The sequence below is a fragment of the Paenibacillus sp. DRB1-1 genome (assembly GCF_052119485.1).
GTDB lineage: Bacteria > Bacillota > Bacilli > Paenibacillales > Paenibacillaceae > Paenibacillus > Paenibacillus polymyxa_B.
Genome location: NZ_JBODQH010000001.1, coordinates 4005491 through 4024849, shown reverse-complemented (window position 1 = coordinate 4024849; position 19359 = coordinate 4005491). Strand labels below are relative to the sequence as shown.

Below are 19359 nucleotides of genomic sequence, written 5' to 3'. Positions count from 1 at the left end.
GTTTAGACCTCCACAATATCATCGACTTCAATGTCATCTGTTTGCCCGTTTCGTAACGCTTCCTGCCAGTCAATTGCAGATTGAAGCAGTTCGTTTTGCTCTTTCTCCGTAAGTTCAGAAAATTGTTCTTCCGTCAAATCCAGTTTCACTTCATAGTCCACGTATACAGTTGCTGTTCCATATATATTAATCATCCCTTATTCCTCTCCTTTGATATGCTAGTAATCCCTAATCTCTAATCATCCGGCGCAAAAAGTCTGTGCATTCCGCTTTGTCATACAAATCGATCCAGTCAATTTCGTTAATTTTTGCGATACACTTATGCACGTCATCGTTGTTGTTGATTACCATGACAAGATTAAGTGCGTAAGGATTACCACCAGCGAAAAATCCCCAACCTGATCCCTGTATTGAGTGCCTACCGTAATTATGGATGTACACGAAACCTTTCAATCCTGTTTTGATCTCAAGCGTGGTAACGTTCATATGTTTCGAGATGTTTGCAGTCATGTCTTATTCCTCTCCTTGCCCTTTAGGGGCTATTATTCATCCGACCATTTATCAAAAATAACCAGTTTGCCACCCGTTTTCTTACCAACATCCCTTAAAACTGCAAGGTGTCCTATTGAGTCGTAATCAACAACATCGTCTCTAAGAGTGCCCACATTGACATTTATATCTCCATAGGTTTTACGAAACGCTTGTAATTTTTCGATTAGTTCAGATATTGTCATTCCTCTATCCCCTCTCTGCTTCTTTTCGCCATTCTCCTATATCACCAAGAGTGAATCCTACCTCACACACGGCTTCTCTCGCGCTATCTTCGTTGGTTATAAACTCATCGCAAGGGCTACAAAGATAATAAGATTGCCAGTCCCCTTGCCACATGCCGGAAACGTAAACCATTGTAGTGCCAACAGGGAAATTCTGAGCACATCCTTCGCATCGGCGCTCTTTACGAGTCTTAACAGTCTTGTTTTGAATGAAGTCAGTCAACTTTCTATCCCCTCTCCTTGGGTTAATACCGATATCAGAGCAGCCAAGCACACCGCTTCCTGTGCAGTCTTGGCAGGTACTTCAATTGGTCCTGAATCTACATCACTCCAAAATGTGCAGCTGTACTCCACTGGGCTAATTTCGAATATTTGTGTTCTGCTCAGAGTCATGATCGGATATTTTTGTGATACTTCCCATGCTGCGCCTATGTCAGTGCTGTACATTGCTGGTGAGGTTGAATAACCTTTACTGTTGATAATCATCCCTGGTCTGACTCGATCCGCCTTATATCCCATCACATCCGTAGCAATCCATATATCTCGCTCTTGTGGCTGCATACTATTCCATTTAGCTATTACTTCATCCCTGGTCATAGGGTATCTTCTTCCCTTCTTATTGGAGTCTATCCCGGGCCTTTTTCTCACGCCGATCCGGGCCAATCATTTCAATTCGCTGTGCTTGTCCAACAATCCGGCTGGCAATCTTCCGGCCATTCAGCGGCAGTCGCTCATGTATCCGATCGGTAGAATAATTACTGGTTATAATCGTAATCATGCCGTTCTGCATGCGTTCATTTAGGATGCTGTACAGCTTACCTTCGGACCATTCTTTATAAGGAGCTGTAAACAGGTCATCTATCATCAGCACAGGCACGTTGTAATAGCGGCTTAGAACCTCATTCTCGCTCTCTTCACTGTTCCGGCTGTAAGTAGACTTGATATCCCCAAAAAGTGTCTCCTCGGTCACGTAGAGGCCTGGTATGCGTCGTTCTGCTAGCGCATTGGCTATACAGTCCATTAAAAACGTCTTGCCAGTGCCGTAAGCGCTCTGAGTTCCCTTTATTCTGGTTTCATCCCCGAAGATATAAAGCCACGTTCCGTCCTTTTTGTGAGATTCGATATTATCAAGAAAATCAGTAGCTATTGCAAAGTGTTCAGCGTTTTTCGCGTCGATCACAGCATTTTTAAATGTGTGCTGCTTTTGCTCATGATTAAAACTGCTGTTTGCTGTATATTTCTTGAGTTGCTTGTCCAGCAAGCATGAACATGGTTCCACCTGTGCGACCTGTACCTTCATAGGAGCGCCATACTTGTCCGTGTAGCCCTCTTTCTCAATCCAGCGCATTACGTTGATGGTTCCTGTGTAATCGCACTTAGCGCAGCCCTCAGGTGCCTCTAATTCTCCGTAAGAGTTCTTCGGGAACAGATTCGTCTTCTGATCCTGATTTTCCAAGGATGAGGTCTTCTGTTGGGCTTTCATAGCTTCCACCCGTTTGAGTAGTTGCTGCATAGCTGGCTTTACGCTGTCCACGTCCACCGCCTCCCTGTGTTCTCATTTTGGTCAAAATAGCTTGATACTGTTTTCGTAGATTATCCGGACTGAATATGATAGTTCGATAGAATGAATCCGATAAAGCGAATTTAACAACTTCACCAATTTCAGTTTCAGGTAGTTTTTTATTTTCAATCATCAAACGAAACGTATTGGCCCATTTCTGGAAGTTTGGTGATTCTATTAAATGGGCCGTTCCAATCTCTAGTGCATTTTGATAAGCCAGTTCGTGAAATCTTTTAGCCAATTTAAAATTCCGATCGTCCTCTGAATAAGTCCGTTTCGGACTTTTCGGAGAAGGTGGTTTTTTATTTTCATTATTCTGTTGTTCTGTTATTACATTATTGTTTGTGTTCACTTGTTGTTCAGTTGTTGTTCGCTTGTTGTTCACTTGTTGTTCATTTTGTTGTTCACTCTCTTGGTACTCGGACCATGAAACCACTGTTACTAAGCGGTTTTTGTTTCCGTTTTGTTGTTCAATTTGTTGTTCACTTTCGAACGATTTTAGTATCCGTTGTACCTTACTTTCTGAAATGTTCAATTTCTCTGATATCGACTTTCTACCGGTTATAAGCTGTCCGGGTTGAAGGATAACCTTCTTCCCGGAAAACAGCGCTGGATACTCGGTATGAGTGGCGTTCAGAAGCAGATACATCCATACCGCCATGTAGTCGCCATCTTTACATACAACCGGATTATCCAGCATTTTACGGTGTACGCTGATCCAACCTTTCCCGGACATTTCACCACCTACTCGTTAGTTAGTTCCTTGAGTGTAAGCAAATCTTTTTCTTCCCCGATCCGTACAGGCAATACAACATAATTCAAATCTTCGAAAATAAATGGTGATAATTTCCCAAAGAAACTCATATTTTCAAATCCGAAATTTGGATCAATTGCTTCCAAGAATGATTCTTTTATATAAATGAAATTTTCTCCAGCCTTGAAAATCCTCAAATCGCCTACTTTGCTAGACGACAACAAATAATCTGTTTTTCTAGCAGGAATGGCATGCTCGCGGTCTAGTATCAAACCATCTACCGATGGACCGTTTAGAGGAATCGCACTATATGAAGTGTTTTTTAAGCAACGACCTTCTTCTGGGAAATCCCCAAAGATAGTTAGCAATACTGTTTTCACTTCCCTTGGCAATTCGGCTAGAGTAATCATCCAGTGACGGTTAGTTATGGAGTGCACCCCATCTTTCAAGGACCAGATCATCCGGTTTTTATCCGCCTTGATTTGTTTGCAAAGCCCCTTTATGTTAAGTCCGATTTTCTTCATTTTGGTTTCCCCTCTCGTTCGTGTTTGCCAGCATAGCCATACATTTCCGTGCCCGTATCCCTTCCGGCGTTTCATCCAGCCAGTCATGACACGTCGTACAAAGATGTAATAAGTCCGTTACTCTCGTTTTATGGTTAATATGCTTACGTCCGATCAAGTGAGCTCGTTCAGTAGCCAATGCGTTGTCACAAAGCTCACACAAGCCGTGTGACCGCGCTTTAAGCTGCTTATCTACCTGTTGGCTTATATCGCCTTTCTGCTTCTGTGTGAGCTTTACACGCTTGCTTTTGGCTGGTTTAGGGGTTGGATGAAACCCGTACTGTATCATGCTGCATGCCTCCAATCTCTAAAAGGGAAGATCTTCGTCTGCTATATCAATCGGTTTGCCATCATCTGAGAACGGATCATTGTCATTTTTAGTTGAAGGCTGCTGTCTACCAGCACTATCATTCCTGCCGGATTCAAGGAAGCGGACGTTATCTGCCACAATCTCAGTGACGTAAACACGTTTCCCCTCATTGTTTTCATAGTTCCTTACTTGAACCCGACCTTCCACAGCTATTAAGCGCCCTTTTTTCAGATAGTTAGCGCACGTCTCGGCAAGCTGCCGCCAAGTCACGATCGGTAAAAAGTCCGCTTCTCTTTCGCCGCCTTGACTCGTAAAAGGACGGTCTACAGCAAGAGTAAAAGAGCATGTTGCTACCCCGCTCGGTGTATATCGTAATTCAGGCTCTTTAGTCAAACGGCCAATCAAAATCACTCGGTTTAACAATGTAGTTCCTCTTTTCTTAATAAAGGTTCAATTCTGAAAAATGCTTAATCCGGTCGATTTTCTTGGTCTTACGGCAGTATTCGCACCGCTCACATCGAACAGGCTCCGTCTGACCTGACTTGACTTCCTTCACGCGCTCAATGTTGTTTTTCACTATAGAAAGACTCTGCTCAATAATGTCATAGTCAAAATAGATGATTTCGTGATCAGGCGGATTCTGTTTGGTCACCACAACCATATGTGGAAGCAACCAATCTTTCCGTCCTGTAACACGCTTCTCGATTTCGGCGTACACAGCCATCTGGATTGTGTAACCATAGTGCTGTAGGAAGTTTTCATATACTCCAGCATCCTTGTTCCACCACTTGCCGTCCATTTCTTTTAGGGCTTTCAAATCTGCGAAAATACCTGTCTGTGGCTGGTAACTGTCAAGCATCACCTTCCAAGGAATGCCGAACATATCAGCAGTCATGATTACCTCTTTCTCTCCAGCCAAAGCCTTCATGACCAGCGGATCATTCTCCAAGACTTCTATCATTTTGTTGCAATGTTGAAAGTTTGCTTTAAGCTGCCCGGCTGTCGCGCCGCGACTACTGTACATTTCCGGATTGTCCGCTTTAAAGTCTTCTAATATCCCCTCATTCCAAGCGTGAACGTAATGCCCCTCCATAAAAGCTGTGATTGCTGGCTGCTCATACTCGCCGTTGATCTTAGCTATTGCTTGAGCCTCACAGCCCCCATAGGAGGGCAGGAAGCTCTTAAACTGGCTTACAGACATATAGTGACGGTTGGCTTCTTGGCTAAAGTAATTACTCTTGGTCAGTTTCATGAGCTGGGTCCTCTTTGATTTCTTCATATTCCGCATCAATGATAGTCACATTAGGATTCAACGGGCTTTGTTGCTGCGGCTTTGGTTCCTTGTTCATATCAAAATCGCTTGAATCCTCAAAAGCCTGCGCCTGCTCAATTGTGTCAAAATCAAGTTCAATATTCTTGCAAAGTCTGCGTAAAACAGTCTTTTTGTACATTTCCCCTGGGCTTTTTGTCCAAGCCTTACCAGTCGACTGTTTAGAGTAATCGTCCCTTGTTTTCTCGATTTCTTTTAAAGACATGGTTTCATAAATCATTCCACCATCTTCAAAGAGCGCAACAGCAAACGCACCTCTAATAACTCCATCGCTAAATGGCAGCGGCTTAAAATTAATCGTTGGTTGTCCGCTTTCGATTTCCTCGCTGAAGTCATCACCTTCACGAACCAGCTTTGCGTAAATGTCCTTAACTTTGCGTGTACTGTATTTCTTAGCAAGCTTCTTCTCGCCTTTATAATCCGTTTGGAATTGTAGACTTTTAATCCATCTAGGCTTGTCTTTAGTACCTAAATTCTCGTTATAAGGGATTGCATAGCACTCTTTGTTGAAAAAATCTAATCCCAAGAATGCACCCTTGAGCATCGTTCTAGCTACACTTTTAGCGTCACATTGCTCGATATCTTTGGTATCTTGTAAAACAGTCATACAGTTTTGTAAAAACCTTGTCTTGTTAAAGCTAGTAGGCATTGCTTCGCTTTTTTCATCCAACATTTTGTTTAGGTTGTCATGAATGACTAATAATTTATCTGACATCTTTACAGCCTCCTAAAATTTTGTTATAGTGACCACAAATGTTTATTTAAAAGTTTCTGATTCGACTCCGGTTGCCGCCGGGGTCGTTTCGCTTTCTAAGGCATTACGTGCGTCATACAAAGCTTCTAAGACATATTGCAATTTACCATCCCTGAAGATTAGCAAAGGCTCTACGATGTTATTGAGCGATTTACCACGTATTTCAGTTTCGGCTTGAAGCTCCTCCAGAACCCGGATAGCTTGTTCTAACGGCGTTTTCACGTTTGGCCCCCTCCTTTTGTTCCCTTCGTATTCTGCGATATTCCCGATAAGCAATGTCACTGCTGAATATAAACATCACTTTTCCGTTTTCTTGCTCGATGGCTTGTCCACCAACCTGCATCAAAGCCTGTAGATCGGAATAGCTATTGCTTCCCTTGACGCGAGTTTGCATATGCATCGTCTATCACCCTCACAAGCACCTGATTTTTACACTCAACAGCATCCAACATGCATTCTTTGCAGTGTGGTTCCTCATGTTCGTATACAAGGTATTTGGCTTCCCGACCGCATCCACATCTGATCTCCATGTCACACTTCCCACTTGATTTTTCTCTCAACCTCGACATACACAGAAAATGGTATTTGGTCTTTAAGCTTCATACCACAATATTCTTGCTGCAAGTAGGACTCAGCCAAACATTCTAAATGCTCGTCCGTCAGTACACTCAACCCCGTAAGGTTCTTAGTGACTGCCGCAGGCTTCTTACGCCACCACCGCCACATACCTATCAACTCCCTTTTATAGAGTCAGCCTGCAACCTTGCCATAGTCTTAAGCTGGAACCAGGTACCGTCACGCTTTATCAGCAATACGCCATTTACTCTCTTCCCGGCATTAAATCCGCTAAAGAATGGATTCATACCCTCACCCCTTCAACCAGTCCTTCTACAACAGCCAGCATTTCCGCGTTGCCATTCCAGTACCGCCGCGCCCGATCTACAAACCCTAGTAATTGTCCCTTGCTAACATTACGTCTCAGGCAATCGTCAAAAGCTTCTATGAGTGCGAGTTTGTGTTTCATGTATATCGTCCTTTCAAGATTTTTCCTTTCTGTGTATGATGGTAGTTGTCCAGACTTACCTATCAAACTAGGAAGGAGGTGACATAGATGCGATTTTTAAATAACATTACCGATGAAGAAAGACAGAAACTTTGTCATGAGTTAGCACTAGAGTATGCAAAGAAAGTAGCTGATCAGGAGACAAGAGGTGCACTTTCGGATTTAGAACTTCATGAAAGACTCCTTTGTCATTACGCCTTTTGTTATGAAGATTACATGAAAAACTTTCATAAAATTCTCAGCGGTTATGATCGTGCACTTCAAGAGGAAAAAGATTCACTCGCTCCGTTCATGAAAAACTGATACCCTTGTCTCATTCACAATGGAGGTTCTGGCTCTATCCAGGACTTCCATTGCATCCGCTACTCTTAATCCGGATAGAATATTATGAATTTCATGTGCTTTGTTACGTTTGAATTTTAATATTTCACTGTACGCATCATCGTGTTTGCTCATACTCATTCTCCTTCTTCTAATCCAGAATAGATTTCCTTACGGTATTCTTCATTTGCTTCACCAAGCAGTTGCTCAAGCTTGTCCATGTTTTCTGCTTGGCTTTTAAATCCCTGCGCGGCTCTGTCAATTCCGTTGTTTGCATACACCACAGATTTAGTAGACAAGTCTTCTGCTACTGCTTTAATGCCGTCCAGCACGTTCAGCATGTCGTCAAAATCTAATGTACGAATAAATTGGATAAGTTCGCTTTCTTGTTTGGTTAAATTCAAGGTATTCACTCCTTTTTATTAGTCCACCTTAACGCTGTGCTTGATTGCCATTTCCTTAACAATAGCTAGATAGATTTCCGTTAATCGCGAATCCTCCGCAATTGCTTCCAACTTACTAATTGCATTGATCTTCGATTTAGCGGCACCTTCCAGAGCCATGCGCTTCTTGATGTTTTCCTGCCGGATGCCTAATTTGCAGTTCCCACGTTGTTCTAGCAGTTCGTAGCTCTCGCTGTTTACTTCTGAGTAAGCATCATGACCGCCGCGCTTCTGTGCAATTTTGTTTAGCAAGGATCGGACTTTCTTGCGCCATTCTGTGGGGTTCAGGGCCAGTATCTCAGCCTGGTTATCAAGCTGCTGTTTTACGGCGTTCACATCATTTTTTAGTTGTGAGTTTTCCAACTCTACTTTTGCAACAGCTTGAAACATATGATTAAACATTTGCAATTCTGGCGATAATGATTGTGTATTGATAGTCAATTCGTTTCGCATTCGCTTGAATTCGTTTAAAAACTTAACTTTCATTTTCATAGCTTCTGGAGTTGTATATGACATCGCGACAATAGCAAAGGCGTCTTCTGTCATTTCGAATTTGGGATAATCGCGGCCTCGCTCGTTACGATAACTTGACTCCGCAAAGTTGCGGAGTGAGAATTCTGTTTCTCCAGCGGCGTTTAGCTTTTCAATCTGAATTCTTATGTCCCTCAACACATCGTCATGGGCTTTTTTAAATACGTCAGCCATTATTAAACTGTCCGTCACTGCTTGTCCGTTCTGTATAAATACCAATTGAGTCATATTGTCTCCCTTCGATTATGCAATTTGTTTGAGTAGATCATTTTCATATTCCAACAGCCATTCTCTTTTAATCCTCCAGTACCGCCCTTGTTTGTAGGCTTTCAACTTACCTTGTTTGATACGATTGATCACGGTGTATTTACTGACTTTTAAATATTCTGCAGCGTCAATAACATCCAATGTCGGTTTTAAATCAACAGTCATCTAGGTTCACCCTCTTGTTGCAAGATTATTTCTGACTAACTCATCAACCGTGCACCCAAGAGCATCAGCGAGTTTCACTAGGGTTTCAGCATAAGGACCTTGTTTTTTCCTACCTATGTTGTACAATGCAGATACTGCAACCCCACTCTCTTTAGAGAGACGGTAGATTGTCCAACCTTTTGCTTCAATTAACCTCTGCACATTTTCTTCAATTGCTTGTCCCATTGTGTTCACCTCCTGAACACATAGTATAACTCCAAAGAATTATGATCAATGGACGATATAACCCCATAGGGTTATATAATGACCTTTTTTCTCTCGCTCTCTCCAAAATACTTGACTTATCTCCCTTTTGTGTTTTATTATAACTTCATAGAGATATAACACTATTGAGATATACAGGAGGCATTGTTGTAGTGGAGTTAGCAGATAAAATCCAGGAATTGATGGATGAACGTGGGATTACCAAATACCGTCTTGCCAAGGAAACAGGCGTCTCCTACACTGGTGTCACTAAAATACTTACGGGACAAACAAGACACCCTCAAATAGATTCGTTAAAATTAATTGCTAATTATTTCGACAAGCCTCTGGATTATTTTACTGATGATGAAGGTGAAGACGCGCAGAGTATCCCTGAATGGGCGACATCCAAGGACATAGCTGATTTCAAACAGATGCTTGAGGAAGACCAACCAATTTTGTTTGACGGTGTTCCAATTGAGGGAGAGAAACGTCAGAGAGTCATGGACATGCTTACTGGGCTATTTTGGGAAGCCAAGGAACTGAATAAAAAGACTTATGGGAAAAATAAGAAAGGTGCCTCGAAGGACAACAAAGAGTAGGTGACTGTTTTGGACGACATTATTTACAAGTTGGTTAGACGATTCAAAACAAACGACCCTTTTGTCATTGCCAAGGGGCTTAACATATTAGTCCGCCATGTAGAATTCGATGAAGGGACTCGGGGTCTGTATTATCGTAAATTGCGAAGGCGATTTATCTGTATCCATAATGGTCTGTCTGATGAATGGCAACGTATAGTATGTGCTCACGAGCTTGGACACGACCGTCTACACTCAGGTTTAAGCCAATTCTGGCTAGATGAGCACACTTTTTTTGCAGTCGGGAAATACGAGCGACAAGCCAACTTTTTTGCTGTAAAACTACTGACATATTCCGTGGAACGGGAGCCGTGGGAAACGCAAGAAGCCTATCTATTGCGTTGCGGCATCCCAAAACAACTTCATAATTTTCACATATAACTTTGCGCTTTCCAGCTGCAAGGCTGTTTAAATATATCCAAAAACAGAACATAGGTTCTCATATTTCCAAAATAAAGGAGTTGAAGATGTGAAAAAGAAGCATAATTCCACCAAGAGGAAGTTACCCCCAAATGTCAGAGAACGTGATGGCAAGTATTCTTATCGCTATTACATTCCTACTACTAAATTCATTGATGGAGAGGAAAAGAAAAGCAACAAAGAGACAGAGTCGCCAAGGTTTGACACGATTCAGGAGGCGGTTGACTTTGGGATATTGATCGAGGCGAAAAAGATACAGAAAAAGTTGAAATACACAGACGACTTAACAGTAAGGACTTGGAGTCAGACATGGCTCAAAGCATACATCATGGAGCGAGAACCAGCTGGCAACACGGTCAAAAATCGTGAGTATGGACTTAGGGTTCTGTTGAAACAATTTGGTGGCTTTGCGCTCGCAGATGTGACTGCGAGTCAATATCAGGATTTCCTATACAAGCTGAAGGAAGAAGGAAAAAAACGCAGTACTGTAACCACAGTCCACACAGTAGCTTCGCTCATGTATGAACACGCTAAACGTAATGGCTTAATCGAATTCGATCCGACTGTTGATGCAGTTATACCGAAGGAGAAAAAAACAGCGCGGAAAATCGGAGAAAAAAGACAAGTCCTTCCCAAATTTCTTGAGAAGGACGAACTGAAAAAATTTCTACAATTAGCCAGGTTCATGCTTACAACCAATATGTGGGCTTTCTTCATTGTACTAGCCTACACAGGCTTACGAATCAGTGAAGCAGCAGGACTCCAGTGGGACGATATTGATTTTGACGCCCGAACAATTGATGTAAACAAACAGATTTACGGTACAAGCGTTCTCGAGTATTCCTTCATACCTCCCAAGAATGAGCAGAGTGAACGTGTCGTAAGCTTCGGAGACACCGTAGCCAAAGCTCTAGGATTACTGCTGGAGTGGCAAAAGGATGAGCGCCTTTCTGCCAAGGAATTTAACACGAAGGACAATTTCGTTTTCTGGTGTCCCTCTTTTCCCGGATATCCAGTTCAGGTTACAGGAATGGGTGACTATATGCGTAAGGTTCTTGGGAAAGCTGAGTTGCCGACAAATCTTACTCCACATAGTTTACGCCATACTCATGTATCGTTACTCGCTTCTAATCCGCGAGTTGGACTGCCAGAGATTCAGGCACGAATCGGGCACAAGAGCAATTCTAAAGTTACAGAACTGATCTATCTCCACGTCACAAAGAACCGCCAAATCAAGATTGCTGATGATTTTGAATGGGCAATAAACAATTAGAAATGCGGGTAATTTGCGGGTAACTCGCTCGAATCCATAACCTCGAAAACCCTTGCCACATAAGGCAATTTGGCTATATAACTAGCTCTTGGCTAAATATAGAACATGTAATTGTCCAATTCATCATGTTCTTGGTATGTGATCAAGTCCTTAAGTGTAGTAGAATCCAACACTTCAGCGATGCTGTCACGAATTCGCAGCCACAGCTGACGTTTTGCCGGATCGTCTTCTTCCGTGAAATCGACCGGAGAAATCGGACCTTCCAGTACACGAATGATGTCTCCCGCTGTCACTCCTGCCGGTTCATTCGCCAAAATATAACCGCCGTAAGCACCACGGATACTTTTTACCAAACCTGCATTACGCAAAGGCGCGATGAGCTGTTCCAGGTAATGCTCTGACAGCTGATTTTTTTCGGCAATACTTTTCAAAGAAGTTGGACCTTCGCCAAACCTGGCTGCAAGTTCCATCATAATGGTCAGGCCATAACGGCCCTTCGTTGATATTTTCAATTGTGCCACCTCACTTATAGTAACAATTCCGTTAAACACGCGGAATAACTGGTGTTGTAAACCTCTCTATTCCGATCCTAACCCTCAGCTTATGTTAACATATTAGGGCAGGTAAAGGGAAACATTACGGTAACAATCTTAAAAAAAGTTGCTTTCGGGCGATTTGGAACAACTTTAGCCCATTTTATATAGCTTTCTTCCATCGTTCGCCGTGTCGTTTGATCGTCCAAACATCGTATCTTATTATCGTTTATGTTACAATAGGTGGGTTCTACAACAATATTGAAAGAATTGGGTGATGACCATGGCTAAAGCCAATCATGAAACCCGTGTCGTCGTCGGGATGTCCGGTGGCGTCGACTCATCCGTTACCGCGCTGCTGCTGAAGGAGCAGGGCTATGACGTAATCGGCATCTTCATGAAAAACTGGGATGACACGGATGAATTTGGCCGTTGTACGGCTGAGGAGGATGCGGAGGATGTGCGCCGTGTCTGTGAACAGATCGACATTCCTTACTATACCGTCAATTTTGAAAAAGAATACTTCGATAAAGTATTCTCCTATTTTCTTGATGAATATAAAGCTGGACGCACACCCAACCCGGATGTCATGTGTAACCGTGAAATTAAATTCGGCGAGTTTCTAAATAAAGCGCTGGATTTAGGAGCAGATTATGTTGCTACTGGACATTATGCACGGGTTGTGGAAGAAGACGGCCACTTTACTTTGCTGCGAGGTGTGGATAGCAACAAGGATCAGACTTATTTCCTGAATGCATTAAGCCAAACACAGTTGTCCCGAGCCATGTTCCCTATCGGTCATCTGCCGAAACCAGAAGTGCGTAAAATTGCGGAAGCTGCAGGACTGTATACGGCCAAGAAGAAAGACAGTACAGGCGTATGCTTTATCGGCGAGCGTAATTTCAAGGAGTTTCTGAGTGGATATCTGCCTGCAAAAGGTGGAGATATGGTGGATATCGCTACTGGTGAAGTCAAAGGACGCCACGATGGTCTGATGTACTATACACTGGGTCAACGACAAGGCTTGGGCATTGGCGGCTCAGGTTCAGGTGAACCGTGGTTCGTAGCGGATAAGGATCTGGAGAAGAATATTCTGTATGTGGTACAAGGTGATCGTCACCACAGCCTGTATTCTACCAGCCTGATTGCAACGGACGTGAACTGGATTGAAGGCGCAGATACTCGTCCGTCCGGCGAATTCCGTTGCACAGCCAAGTTCCGTTATCGCCAACCTGATCAGAAAGTAACTTTACAATGGCTTGCGGATGGAACCGTGCATGTCATATTCGATGTACATCAGAAGGCCATTACGCCTGGACAAGCTGTTGTATTTTACGACGGGGAACGCTGTCTGGGTGGCGGAACCATTGATAAGGTTGAAAAACTTCAGCCTGAAACAGTTTAAATAAAATGACCATTTTGCATTGATATAGCAGGGAATTAAAAAAAGTCGTCTCTCCAGATTTGGGAGGGGCGACTTTTTTTATGAAAGATGTTTTTAGTTAATGGCTTGTAAAGAATTGATAATCTGCTCTTTATGATGTCTGTCATGCTGGACAAACATTTCTTGCAAAAAATTTTCCATGGTGTATGCACGTCTCTTGAATTAACTAGAAAGATCATTAATACATAAGGAACTTTTGATAACATCCTCATTTGGGTATATGATGTAGACAAGATCATACTTCAATTGAAAAGGAGCGTGCCTTTATGTCTGATTCATTAGGAATGCTGACACCGGGTAAAAAAGTTTCTTTGAAAGAATGGGACCCCAAGGATACGAAGAATATCAAAAATAAAGAAGAAATCCGACAGGAAACAGATCAATTGAAGGAACGCTTCACGGAATTACAAAGCAAATTATTTACAGAGAAAAAACAATCCGTTTTGTTTGTATTTCAGGGTATGGATTGCAGCGGCAAAGATGGCGTCATCAGACAGGTATTTTCCAACCTTAACCCTGCGGGGGTGACTGTCCACAGCTTTAAATCACCTACGGCTGAGGAATTAAGTCATGATTTCTTGTGGCGTGCTCATAGCGTTACCCCAGGACGTGGATATATTGCAGCATTTAACCGTTCTTATTATGAGGATGTGCTGATTACACGTGTTCACGGACAGATATCCGATAAGCAGGCCAAACGGAATATTAAGCATATCAAGCATTTTGAACAGTTGTTGCTGGATAATGGTGTAAAGGTGGTTAAAATCTTTTTACATATTTCAAAGCAATTTCAGTTAGAAAAGCTGATCGATCGGATTGAAAAGCCTCACAAAAACTGGAAACTCGATCCAAGTGATTTGCAGGAACGCAAATTTTGGAAGCAGTATACCCAGTATTATGAGGATGTACTAGAGCTAAGTGCAACCAAACAAGCACCTTGGTATGTCGTTCCTTCAGACAACCGTTGGTATAGGGATTATACTGTGCTACGGATTGCCGTCCAAACGCTGGAGGAAATGAAGTTGTCTGATCCTGATCCAAGACCTGAACTTGAATCTCTTTTACCTGAATTGTACGAAGAACGAGATAAAAAATAGCTGTATAGGTACAGCACTAAGCTTCCAAAACCGTATCACGGCTGAGAATGCCTTGAGTCGGGATTGGAAGCTTTTTATTGCATTTTTACGTGTTATTTCGAAAATGTATAAAGCTTAACTGACTCTGTACCCGATAGCCGCAGCTACAACTCCTACCACGACAGAGGACAGTACATACGTAGCCATGCGTCGGTATTCTTTACGCTCCATCAGTTGAAGAGATTCATAGCCGAATGTGGAAAAGGTGGTGTAGCCGCCACAAAAACCTGTTCCTAGCAGCATCCAGAGTGCAGGAGACAAATGGTTTTGCGTAAACTCGCCATAGAGCCAGCCTAGCAGCAATGAACCGCTGACGTTAATGATCCACGTCCCCCACGGGAATACGGTACCGAACCTCTTTCCAGCCCACATGCCAAGCCCGTATCTCGCCAGTGTACCCACGATACCGCCTGTCGCTGCCCACCAGATCATAAGCGTTCCTCCTTGGGAGCAGCCTGCGTCATTTTTGTACCTAGGCGGATACCTGTCCATGTCAAAAACAGCCCTCCGCCTACGCTAAGCAGCAGGTACAACACAGCCGTCAGCATACGATCGTGAACCGTGAGGCGGACAGCATCCACTGCAAAGGTGGAAAAGGTGGTAAAACCCCCTGTAAATCCTGTTCCGATGGCAAGTCGCAATCGCGGCTTGATCCGCCATGATCGCAAGGTTACCGTAAAGAACCAACCAAGAAACAGGCAGCCGATCCAATTGATTAGCAGCACACCAAGTGGAAAATCCGCACCCGCCGCAGGCAGCAGCGATTGCAGGCCATAACGGGTAGAGGTTCCAAGCGCTCCGCCCGCAGCAACGTATAGCACGTCTTTCATCTTTTATCCCCTTCTTCGCTCTTGCACAATCATGGTGTAACGTGACGATATCGTACACACTCTGTATATTAAGTCGCACATATATTAAGACTGTGAATCCCGCCAGCGCTGGTTTTGCCTGATTTTTGACTCATTCCCCTGCTCAGTAGCCTGGTAGAAGGTTTGGTCTGCTATCGAATCGGGCAAATATTGCTGCTTCACATAGTGATTCGGATAATTATGTGGATATTGATAGCCAACATGCCCGAGCTTTTCCGAGCCTTTGTAGTGTGCGTCACGCAAATGGAGTGGCACCTCGGCTGATTTGATATCGTCCATAGCCGACATGGCCCGTGAAATCGCCGTATATACGGCATTCGATTTGGGGCTTTCCACGGCGAACAAAATGGCCTGTGCAATGTTCAGCTTGGCCTCGGGCCAGCCGTTATTGCGATAAGCTTCAAGCGCACTCACCGCTTGCACCATTGCCTGCGGGTTCGCTAGGCCAATGTCCTCACTGCTCGCCGCGATGAGGCGGCGGATAAAGGTCATCGGGTCCATGCCGAGCTTTTCTACGGCGTATAGGAACCAGAACAGCGCGGCGTCGCTGGAGCCGCGTATGCTTTTGTGAAAGGCCGACAGCACGTCATACTGTGTGGATTCATCTGCTTTGACAATCGGGCGGCGGATGGATTCCTCCGCGACTTCCAGTGTCACGTGAATCGTGCCGTCTGCCAGTGGAGGCGTCGTGAGCGCCGCCAGTTCCAGCGCGTTCAAAGCGCGGCGGATATCACCGTTCGCCATGGACGCTATGTGAGCCAGTGCAGCTTCATCGACCTGAAGCTGCATGTAGCCGAGCCCTTTGTCCGCATCACTCAAGGCGCGGCGCATAGCAGCCAGCGAATGCTCCTGCGTTAGCGCTTCAAGCTGGAACAGCGTAGAACGGCTCATTAAAGCGCCGTTGACGTAGTGAAAGGGATTTTCAGTCGTGGCACCAATAAACACGATCGTGCCCTTTTCCACCGCAGGCAATAGTGCATCCTGACGTGAACTGTTAAAACGATGTACCTCGTCGAGAAACAAAATAGTTTTTTTGCCATACATCGATTTATTCGTCTGTGCACGGTCAATGACTTCTCTTACGTCTTTCACAGATGCTTCTACAGCATTCAGACGTACAAAATCGCCTTGCGTGTGTTGCGAGATGATATGTGCCAGCGTTGTTTTGCCGCACCCCGGTGGTCCGTACAACAAAATAGAAGAGACCTGATCTGCCTCTATAGCTCTTCGCAGCAGCTTACCTGGACCCACAACATGCTCCTGTCCAATATATTCATCCAGCGAAGTCGGACGCAAGCGATCCGCAAGCAACCGATTGCTTGGCGTTGACTCTTGGGAATATGAAAATAAGTCCATTTCATTCACTTCCTTATGGTTTATGAACGAACACTTTCTCTTTTTCTTTGAAAACCTACTATATTATGTTCGCTCATACGGTTGAAAATCATGAAAATTCAAGTCATCTATAATCCTGATACAGTGTAAACCGCCTCTTATTCTACCATATCCGTTAACAAGTTGCAGATAGCATGGTCATGGCACGGCTGTAGATCTCCAAGTCAGTCGCCCACAAAAAAGAAAGAACAGCCTTAGACGAAAGATGAATTTCGTGGCTGTTCTTCGACTAACATGACTTCCTAATTTCCATCACTAAGATAAACAGTAAACAAAAAGGAATACAACAACTCAGGCGATGCTTTACAACGCTTTTCCTGCTTACTCCGTCTGTGCCTGTACGTAACTAGGAAGTGAGCCATCATGCAATAGCCACAGCTCATGCAGCGCACGAGTACATCCTACATACAGCAGCTTGGCATCCCATGCCCGTTCCCCATAATGCTCATGGTCGGCATCCGCCACAATAACTGCATCGAACTCCAGACCTTTGGATAGGTACACAGGCAGTACCGACAAACCGCCTTCATATTGCTTTTTACCACCGTCAATCAAATTCACATCCAACCCCGCGCTTGTGAAAACCTCATGTAGCTCCACAGCCTCTTTTAAGGTACGGGTCAGCACAGAAACAGTACGATACTCCTTGGAGGACAGCTCTTTTAGAGCGGTGAGCAAACTCTGCTCACGCACCGATGAGTCGTAAGACATAGTGCGCACCGGATCGCCACTACGAAATACCGGAACTGCCGTAATACCGCCGCGAACTCCCTGCTCCAAAATCGTGTTTGCAAATTCTATAATTTCCAAGGTTGATCTATAGCTCCGCGTAAGTGCAAAATACCCTGTATGTTCCGGCGCAAAAAGAGAACTCATTTCCTCCCACGCATGTACGCCACGGTATTCATGAATGCCCTGCGATAAATCGCCCAGTATAGTGAAGGAATGCCCTTTCACGAACAAATCCAGCAATGCGATATGAAAAGGTGAAAAATCCTGCGCTTCATCAATGACCACATGGTCAAAACGTTGAGATGACTCTACCTCATGAATCAGCACGTGAAGATACACTAACGCAGTCAGATCTTCTTCACGGATAATCTGTTTTCGCAGGTCCGACTGTGTGGTCTTAAAAATAGCAGTTGGCAGAGAAGACTTCATCTCCGCAGCCGTATCTGCGGGTAACCCTTTAGCTGCCTGAAAAAGCTGCTTATAGAGCGTCAGTGCGTCATATTGTGGCCATTTTTTAGCATATGCCTTTTCCCGTGTCCCTGCCTTTTTCTTGCGTTCCTTGAGCGCTGCCGCCGAAGGCGACTTTTTCAGTTCCATTTCAATCCAGCGGTGGACTCTTGCCAGCACACGCTCCTTCCGCTTCGCGAGCGGATAAGGCTTATATTCCTCATTAAACCAATTCAAAATCTCAGCTTGTGGCAGCACCGCTCCATCCCATGGTGAAAAATCCCCCTCGGGCACGGAGATGGGCTCCAGTCGTTCAACAAAAGCTTGAAGCAACTCCATAAAGTGAACCGAACCCTTGAATCTTCCCGGCGCCTCATCCATGGATTCCTTTCTCAGACTGCCACTCTCAAACCAATAAGATAATGTTTCGGCAGGATCAGCCAAAGGTAAATCCAAACCCAATAAGTCCAGTGCCCAGTCTGCAAATGTACTTTGCTGAATATTCCCGACCCCCAGCTCTGGAAGTACATCTGAAATATAGTCAAGGAACATATGGTTTGGTGCGAAAATTACCATTTTGTCCGCTGATACCTGATCCTTGTATTGATACAGCAAAAATGCGAGACGATGCAGCGCTACCGTCGTCTTGCCACTACCCGCTACCCCCTGAATAACGAGGGCTGTATTTTTGGCCGCGCGGATGATCTGATCCTGCTCCGCCTGAATGGTAGATACGATATCCCGTAAACGGTTATCCTTGTTTTCTCCCAAACGATAAACGAGAAACTCATCGGAAACGGCAGGCTCGTCGCTTTCACGATTGTATGTATCGGCTACCCGTTCCAGGATTTTTTTCCGAATGACTACGTTACGCTTCAGATAGACCAAGCCCTCAATGGTTCCCTCAGGAGCTTCGTAGGACGCGGTTTCTTCACCACCTGTAAACGAATAAAACAAGCTGGCAATCGGTGCACGCCAATCAATCACCAGCGGATACGCTGACGTTTCTTCACGCTCCACTCCAATTTTACCGATATAAAGTGGCTTCCGCTGCCCTCTACCACGCTCGTCAAAATCCATACGACCAAAATAAGGCTCCTGCGAGCTTTTGGCCAAAGCCTGACGTTTTTCCTCCCGTGCCGATTCCAGCACTTGCTCCGTAAAATCATGCCCGGTGTACACCGGCGTATTGCGAAGCCGTTCCAATCTCCGATCAATTTCCTCCATAGCAAGCGACAGCCTATGCTGTTCTTCTTGATAGGCACTTTGAAACTCAATCTCCATTTCAGTTACCTCCTAAGAATATCAAGTCTCGATTTCTGCATCGCATTCACTTGCTCCGACACAAAAAAAGGAAAGTAAGCGTAACACATTTAACCATAAAAATCCAA

The 19359-nt window shown here is 44.3% G+C and carries 29 protein-coding genes; 6 read left to right on the top strand and 23 right to left on the bottom strand.

Features of this window, described 5'->3' with window-relative positions; all coding sequences use genetic code 11:
- Positions 1-2: 2 nt before the first annotated feature.
- The 14 genes from ACQW03_RS18000 to ACQW03_RS17935 all read right to left on the bottom strand — a co-directional run bounded on the left by ACQW03_RS18000 (position 3) and on the right by ACQW03_RS17935 (position 7069).
- Complete coding sequence (locus tag ACQW03_RS18000; protein ID WP_220031209.1) at positions 3-194, bottom strand: hypothetical protein; 192 nt, start codon at positions 192-194, stop codon at positions 3-5.
- 34 nt (positions 195-228) lie between these two features.
- Positions 229-510, bottom strand: coding sequence for a hypothetical protein (locus ACQW03_RS17995; RefSeq protein WP_064795287.1), 282 nt, complete (start codon positions 508-510; stop codon positions 229-231).
- Between the two features lie 32 nt (positions 511-542).
- Positions 543-734, bottom strand: coding sequence for a hypothetical protein (locus ACQW03_RS17990; RefSeq protein ID WP_441950932.1), 192 nt, complete (start codon positions 732-734; stop codon positions 543-545).
- Between the two features lie 258 nt (positions 735-992).
- Positions 993-1370 (bottom strand): BC1872 family protein, encoded by a 378-nt coding sequence (locus ACQW03_RS17985; RefSeq protein WP_441950930.1) that lies wholly within the window; start codon positions 1368-1370, stop codon positions 993-995.
- Between the two features lie 19 nt (positions 1371-1389).
- The gene (locus tag ACQW03_RS17980; RefSeq protein WP_441952421.1) at positions 1390-2073 is read right to left on the bottom strand and encodes a DnaA ATPase domain-containing protein; all 684 of its coding nucleotides are present in this window, start codon (positions 2071-2073) and stop codon (positions 1390-1392) included.
- An 88-nt stretch (positions 2074-2161) separates the two neighbouring features.
- A complete protein-coding gene (locus ACQW03_RS17975) occupies positions 2162-3070 on the bottom strand; it encodes a hypothetical protein (protein WP_441950928.1) in 909 nt (302 codons plus the stop codon).
- 8 nt (positions 3071-3078) lie between these two features.
- Positions 3079-3612, bottom strand: a complete 534-nt coding sequence (locus tag ACQW03_RS17970) for a hypothetical protein (protein ID WP_441950926.1) — start codon at positions 3610-3612, stop codon at positions 3079-3081.
- Positions 3593-3940: a hypothetical protein gene (locus ACQW03_RS17965; protein WP_441950924.1), complete on the bottom strand. Its 348-nt coding sequence runs from the start codon at positions 3938-3940 to the stop codon at positions 3593-3595. The genes ACQW03_RS17970 and ACQW03_RS17965 overlap by 20 nt, the downstream gene beginning before the upstream one ends.
- A gap of 18 nt (positions 3941-3958) precedes the next feature.
- Complete coding sequence (gene ssb / locus ACQW03_RS17960; RefSeq protein ID WP_441950922.1) at positions 3959-4384, bottom strand: single-stranded DNA-binding protein; 426 nt, start codon at positions 4382-4384, stop codon at positions 3959-3961.
- 16 nt (positions 4385-4400) lie between these two features.
- On the bottom strand, positions 4401-5213 hold the full coding sequence (locus tag ACQW03_RS17955; protein ID WP_441950920.1) for a PD-(D/E)XK nuclease-like domain-containing protein: 813 nt from the start codon (positions 5211-5213) through the stop codon (positions 4401-4403).
- Positions 5194-6006 (bottom strand): recombinase RecT, encoded by an 813-nt coding sequence (locus tag ACQW03_RS17950; RefSeq protein ID WP_441950918.1) that lies wholly within the window; start codon positions 6004-6006, stop codon positions 5194-5196. The genes ACQW03_RS17955 and ACQW03_RS17950 overlap by 20 nt, the downstream gene beginning before the upstream one ends.
- Positions 6007-6048: 42 nt before the next feature.
- Positions 6049-6267 (bottom strand): hypothetical protein, encoded by a 219-nt coding sequence (locus tag ACQW03_RS17945; RefSeq protein WP_441950916.1) that lies wholly within the window; start codon positions 6265-6267, stop codon positions 6049-6051.
- 309 nt (positions 6268-6576) lie between these two features.
- Positions 6577-6771, bottom strand: coding sequence for a hypothetical protein (locus tag ACQW03_RS17940; protein WP_441950914.1), 195 nt, complete (start codon positions 6769-6771; stop codon positions 6577-6579).
- 133 nt (positions 6772-6904) lie between these two features.
- Entirely contained in the window at positions 6905-7069 is a 165-nt protein-coding gene (locus ACQW03_RS17935; protein WP_441950912.1) for a hypothetical protein, read from the bottom strand.
- An 87-nt stretch (positions 7070-7156) separates the two neighbouring features.
- On the opposite strand from ACQW03_RS17935, the gene ACQW03_RS17930 reads away from it, so the two are divergent.
- A complete protein-coding gene (locus ACQW03_RS17930; protein ID WP_441950910.1) occupies positions 7157-7411 on the top strand; it encodes a hypothetical protein in 255 nt (84 codons plus the stop codon).
- Positions 7412-7566: 155 nt separating this feature from the next.
- Here the strand turns inward: ACQW03_RS17930 and ACQW03_RS17925 are convergent, their stop codons facing one another.
- Genes ACQW03_RS17925 through ACQW03_RS17910 form a run of 4 tightly spaced genes read right to left on the bottom strand, consistent with a single transcriptional unit; the run spans position 7567 to position 9060 of the window.
- Entirely contained in the window at positions 7567-7833 is a 267-nt protein-coding gene (locus ACQW03_RS17925) for a hypothetical protein (RefSeq protein ID WP_071559222.1), read from the bottom strand.
- An 18-nt stretch (positions 7834-7851) separates the two neighbouring features.
- Complete coding sequence (locus tag ACQW03_RS17920) at positions 7852-8631, bottom strand: Rha family transcriptional regulator (protein WP_441950908.1); 780 nt, start codon at positions 8629-8631, stop codon at positions 7852-7854.
- A gap of 15 nt (positions 8632-8646) precedes the next feature.
- Positions 8647-8835: a helix-turn-helix domain-containing protein gene (locus ACQW03_RS17915; RefSeq protein ID WP_441950906.1), complete on the bottom strand. Its 189-nt coding sequence runs from the start codon at positions 8833-8835 to the stop codon at positions 8647-8649.
- A 6-nt stretch (positions 8836-8841) separates the two neighbouring features.
- Positions 8842-9060: a helix-turn-helix domain-containing protein gene (locus tag ACQW03_RS17910; protein WP_441950904.1), complete on the bottom strand. Its 219-nt coding sequence runs from the start codon at positions 9058-9060 to the stop codon at positions 8842-8844.
- Between the two features lie 191 nt (positions 9061-9251).
- On the opposite strand from ACQW03_RS17910, the gene ACQW03_RS17905 reads away from it, so the two are divergent.
- From ACQW03_RS17905 to ACQW03_RS17895, 3 genes are all read left to right on the top strand, one after another.
- Positions 9252-9680 carry a helix-turn-helix domain-containing protein gene (locus ACQW03_RS17905; protein WP_441950902.1) on the top strand — a complete coding sequence of 143 codons (429 nt, stop codon included), beginning with the start codon at positions 9252-9254 and terminating at the stop codon, positions 9678-9680.
- Positions 9681-10100, top strand: coding sequence for an ImmA/IrrE family metallo-endopeptidase (locus tag ACQW03_RS17900; protein ID WP_441950900.1), 420 nt, complete (start codon positions 9681-9683; stop codon positions 10098-10100). It abuts the gene before it with no gap.
- Positions 10101-10188: 88 nt separating this feature from the next.
- Positions 10189-11412, top strand: a complete 1224-nt coding sequence (locus tag ACQW03_RS17895; protein WP_441950898.1) for a tyrosine-type recombinase/integrase — start codon at positions 10189-10191, stop codon at positions 11410-11412.
- A 92-nt stretch (positions 11413-11504) separates the two neighbouring features.
- Here the strand turns inward: ACQW03_RS17895 and cymR are convergent, their stop codons facing one another.
- A complete protein-coding gene (cymR, locus tag ACQW03_RS17890; protein ID WP_013311532.1) occupies positions 11505-11924 on the bottom strand; it encodes a cysteine metabolism transcriptional regulator CymR in 420 nt (139 codons plus the stop codon).
- 304 nt (positions 11925-12228) lie between these two features.
- On the opposite strand from cymR, the gene mnmA reads away from it, so the two are divergent.
- Positions 12229-13350: a tRNA 2-thiouridine(34) synthase MnmA gene (gene mnmA, locus ACQW03_RS17885; RefSeq protein WP_441950895.1), complete on the top strand. Its 1122-nt coding sequence runs from the start codon at positions 12229-12231 to the stop codon at positions 13348-13350.
- Positions 13351-13655: 305 nt separating this feature from the next.
- Positions 13656-14486, top strand: coding sequence for a PPK2 family polyphosphate kinase (locus ACQW03_RS17880; protein ID WP_441950893.1), 831 nt, complete (start codon positions 13656-13658; stop codon positions 14484-14486).
- A 114-nt stretch (positions 14487-14600) separates the two neighbouring features.
- On the opposite strand, the gene crcB (ACQW03_RS17875) is transcribed toward ACQW03_RS17880, so the two are convergent.
- The 4 genes from crcB (ACQW03_RS17875) to ACQW03_RS17860 form a co-directional block, all read right to left on the bottom strand.
- Positions 14601-14957, bottom strand: a complete 357-nt coding sequence (gene crcB / locus ACQW03_RS17875) for a fluoride efflux transporter CrcB (RefSeq protein ID WP_220025831.1) — start codon at positions 14955-14957, stop codon at positions 14601-14603.
- Positions 14954-15355, bottom strand: coding sequence for a fluoride efflux transporter CrcB (gene crcB / locus ACQW03_RS17870; RefSeq protein WP_220025832.1), 402 nt, complete (start codon positions 15353-15355; stop codon positions 14954-14956). The genes crcB (ACQW03_RS17875) and crcB (ACQW03_RS17870) overlap by 4 nt, the downstream gene beginning before the upstream one ends.
- Positions 15356-15439: 84 nt before the next feature.
- Positions 15440-16750, bottom strand: a complete 1311-nt coding sequence (locus tag ACQW03_RS17865) for a replication-associated recombination protein A (RefSeq protein WP_023989915.1) — start codon at positions 16748-16750, stop codon at positions 15440-15442.
- Between the two features lie 360 nt (positions 16751-17110).
- Positions 17111-19252 carry a HelD family protein gene (locus tag ACQW03_RS17860; protein ID WP_441950890.1) on the bottom strand — a complete coding sequence of 714 codons (2142 nt, stop codon included), beginning with the start codon at positions 19250-19252 and terminating at the stop codon, positions 17111-17113.
- Between the last annotated feature and the right edge of the window lie 107 nt (positions 19253-19359).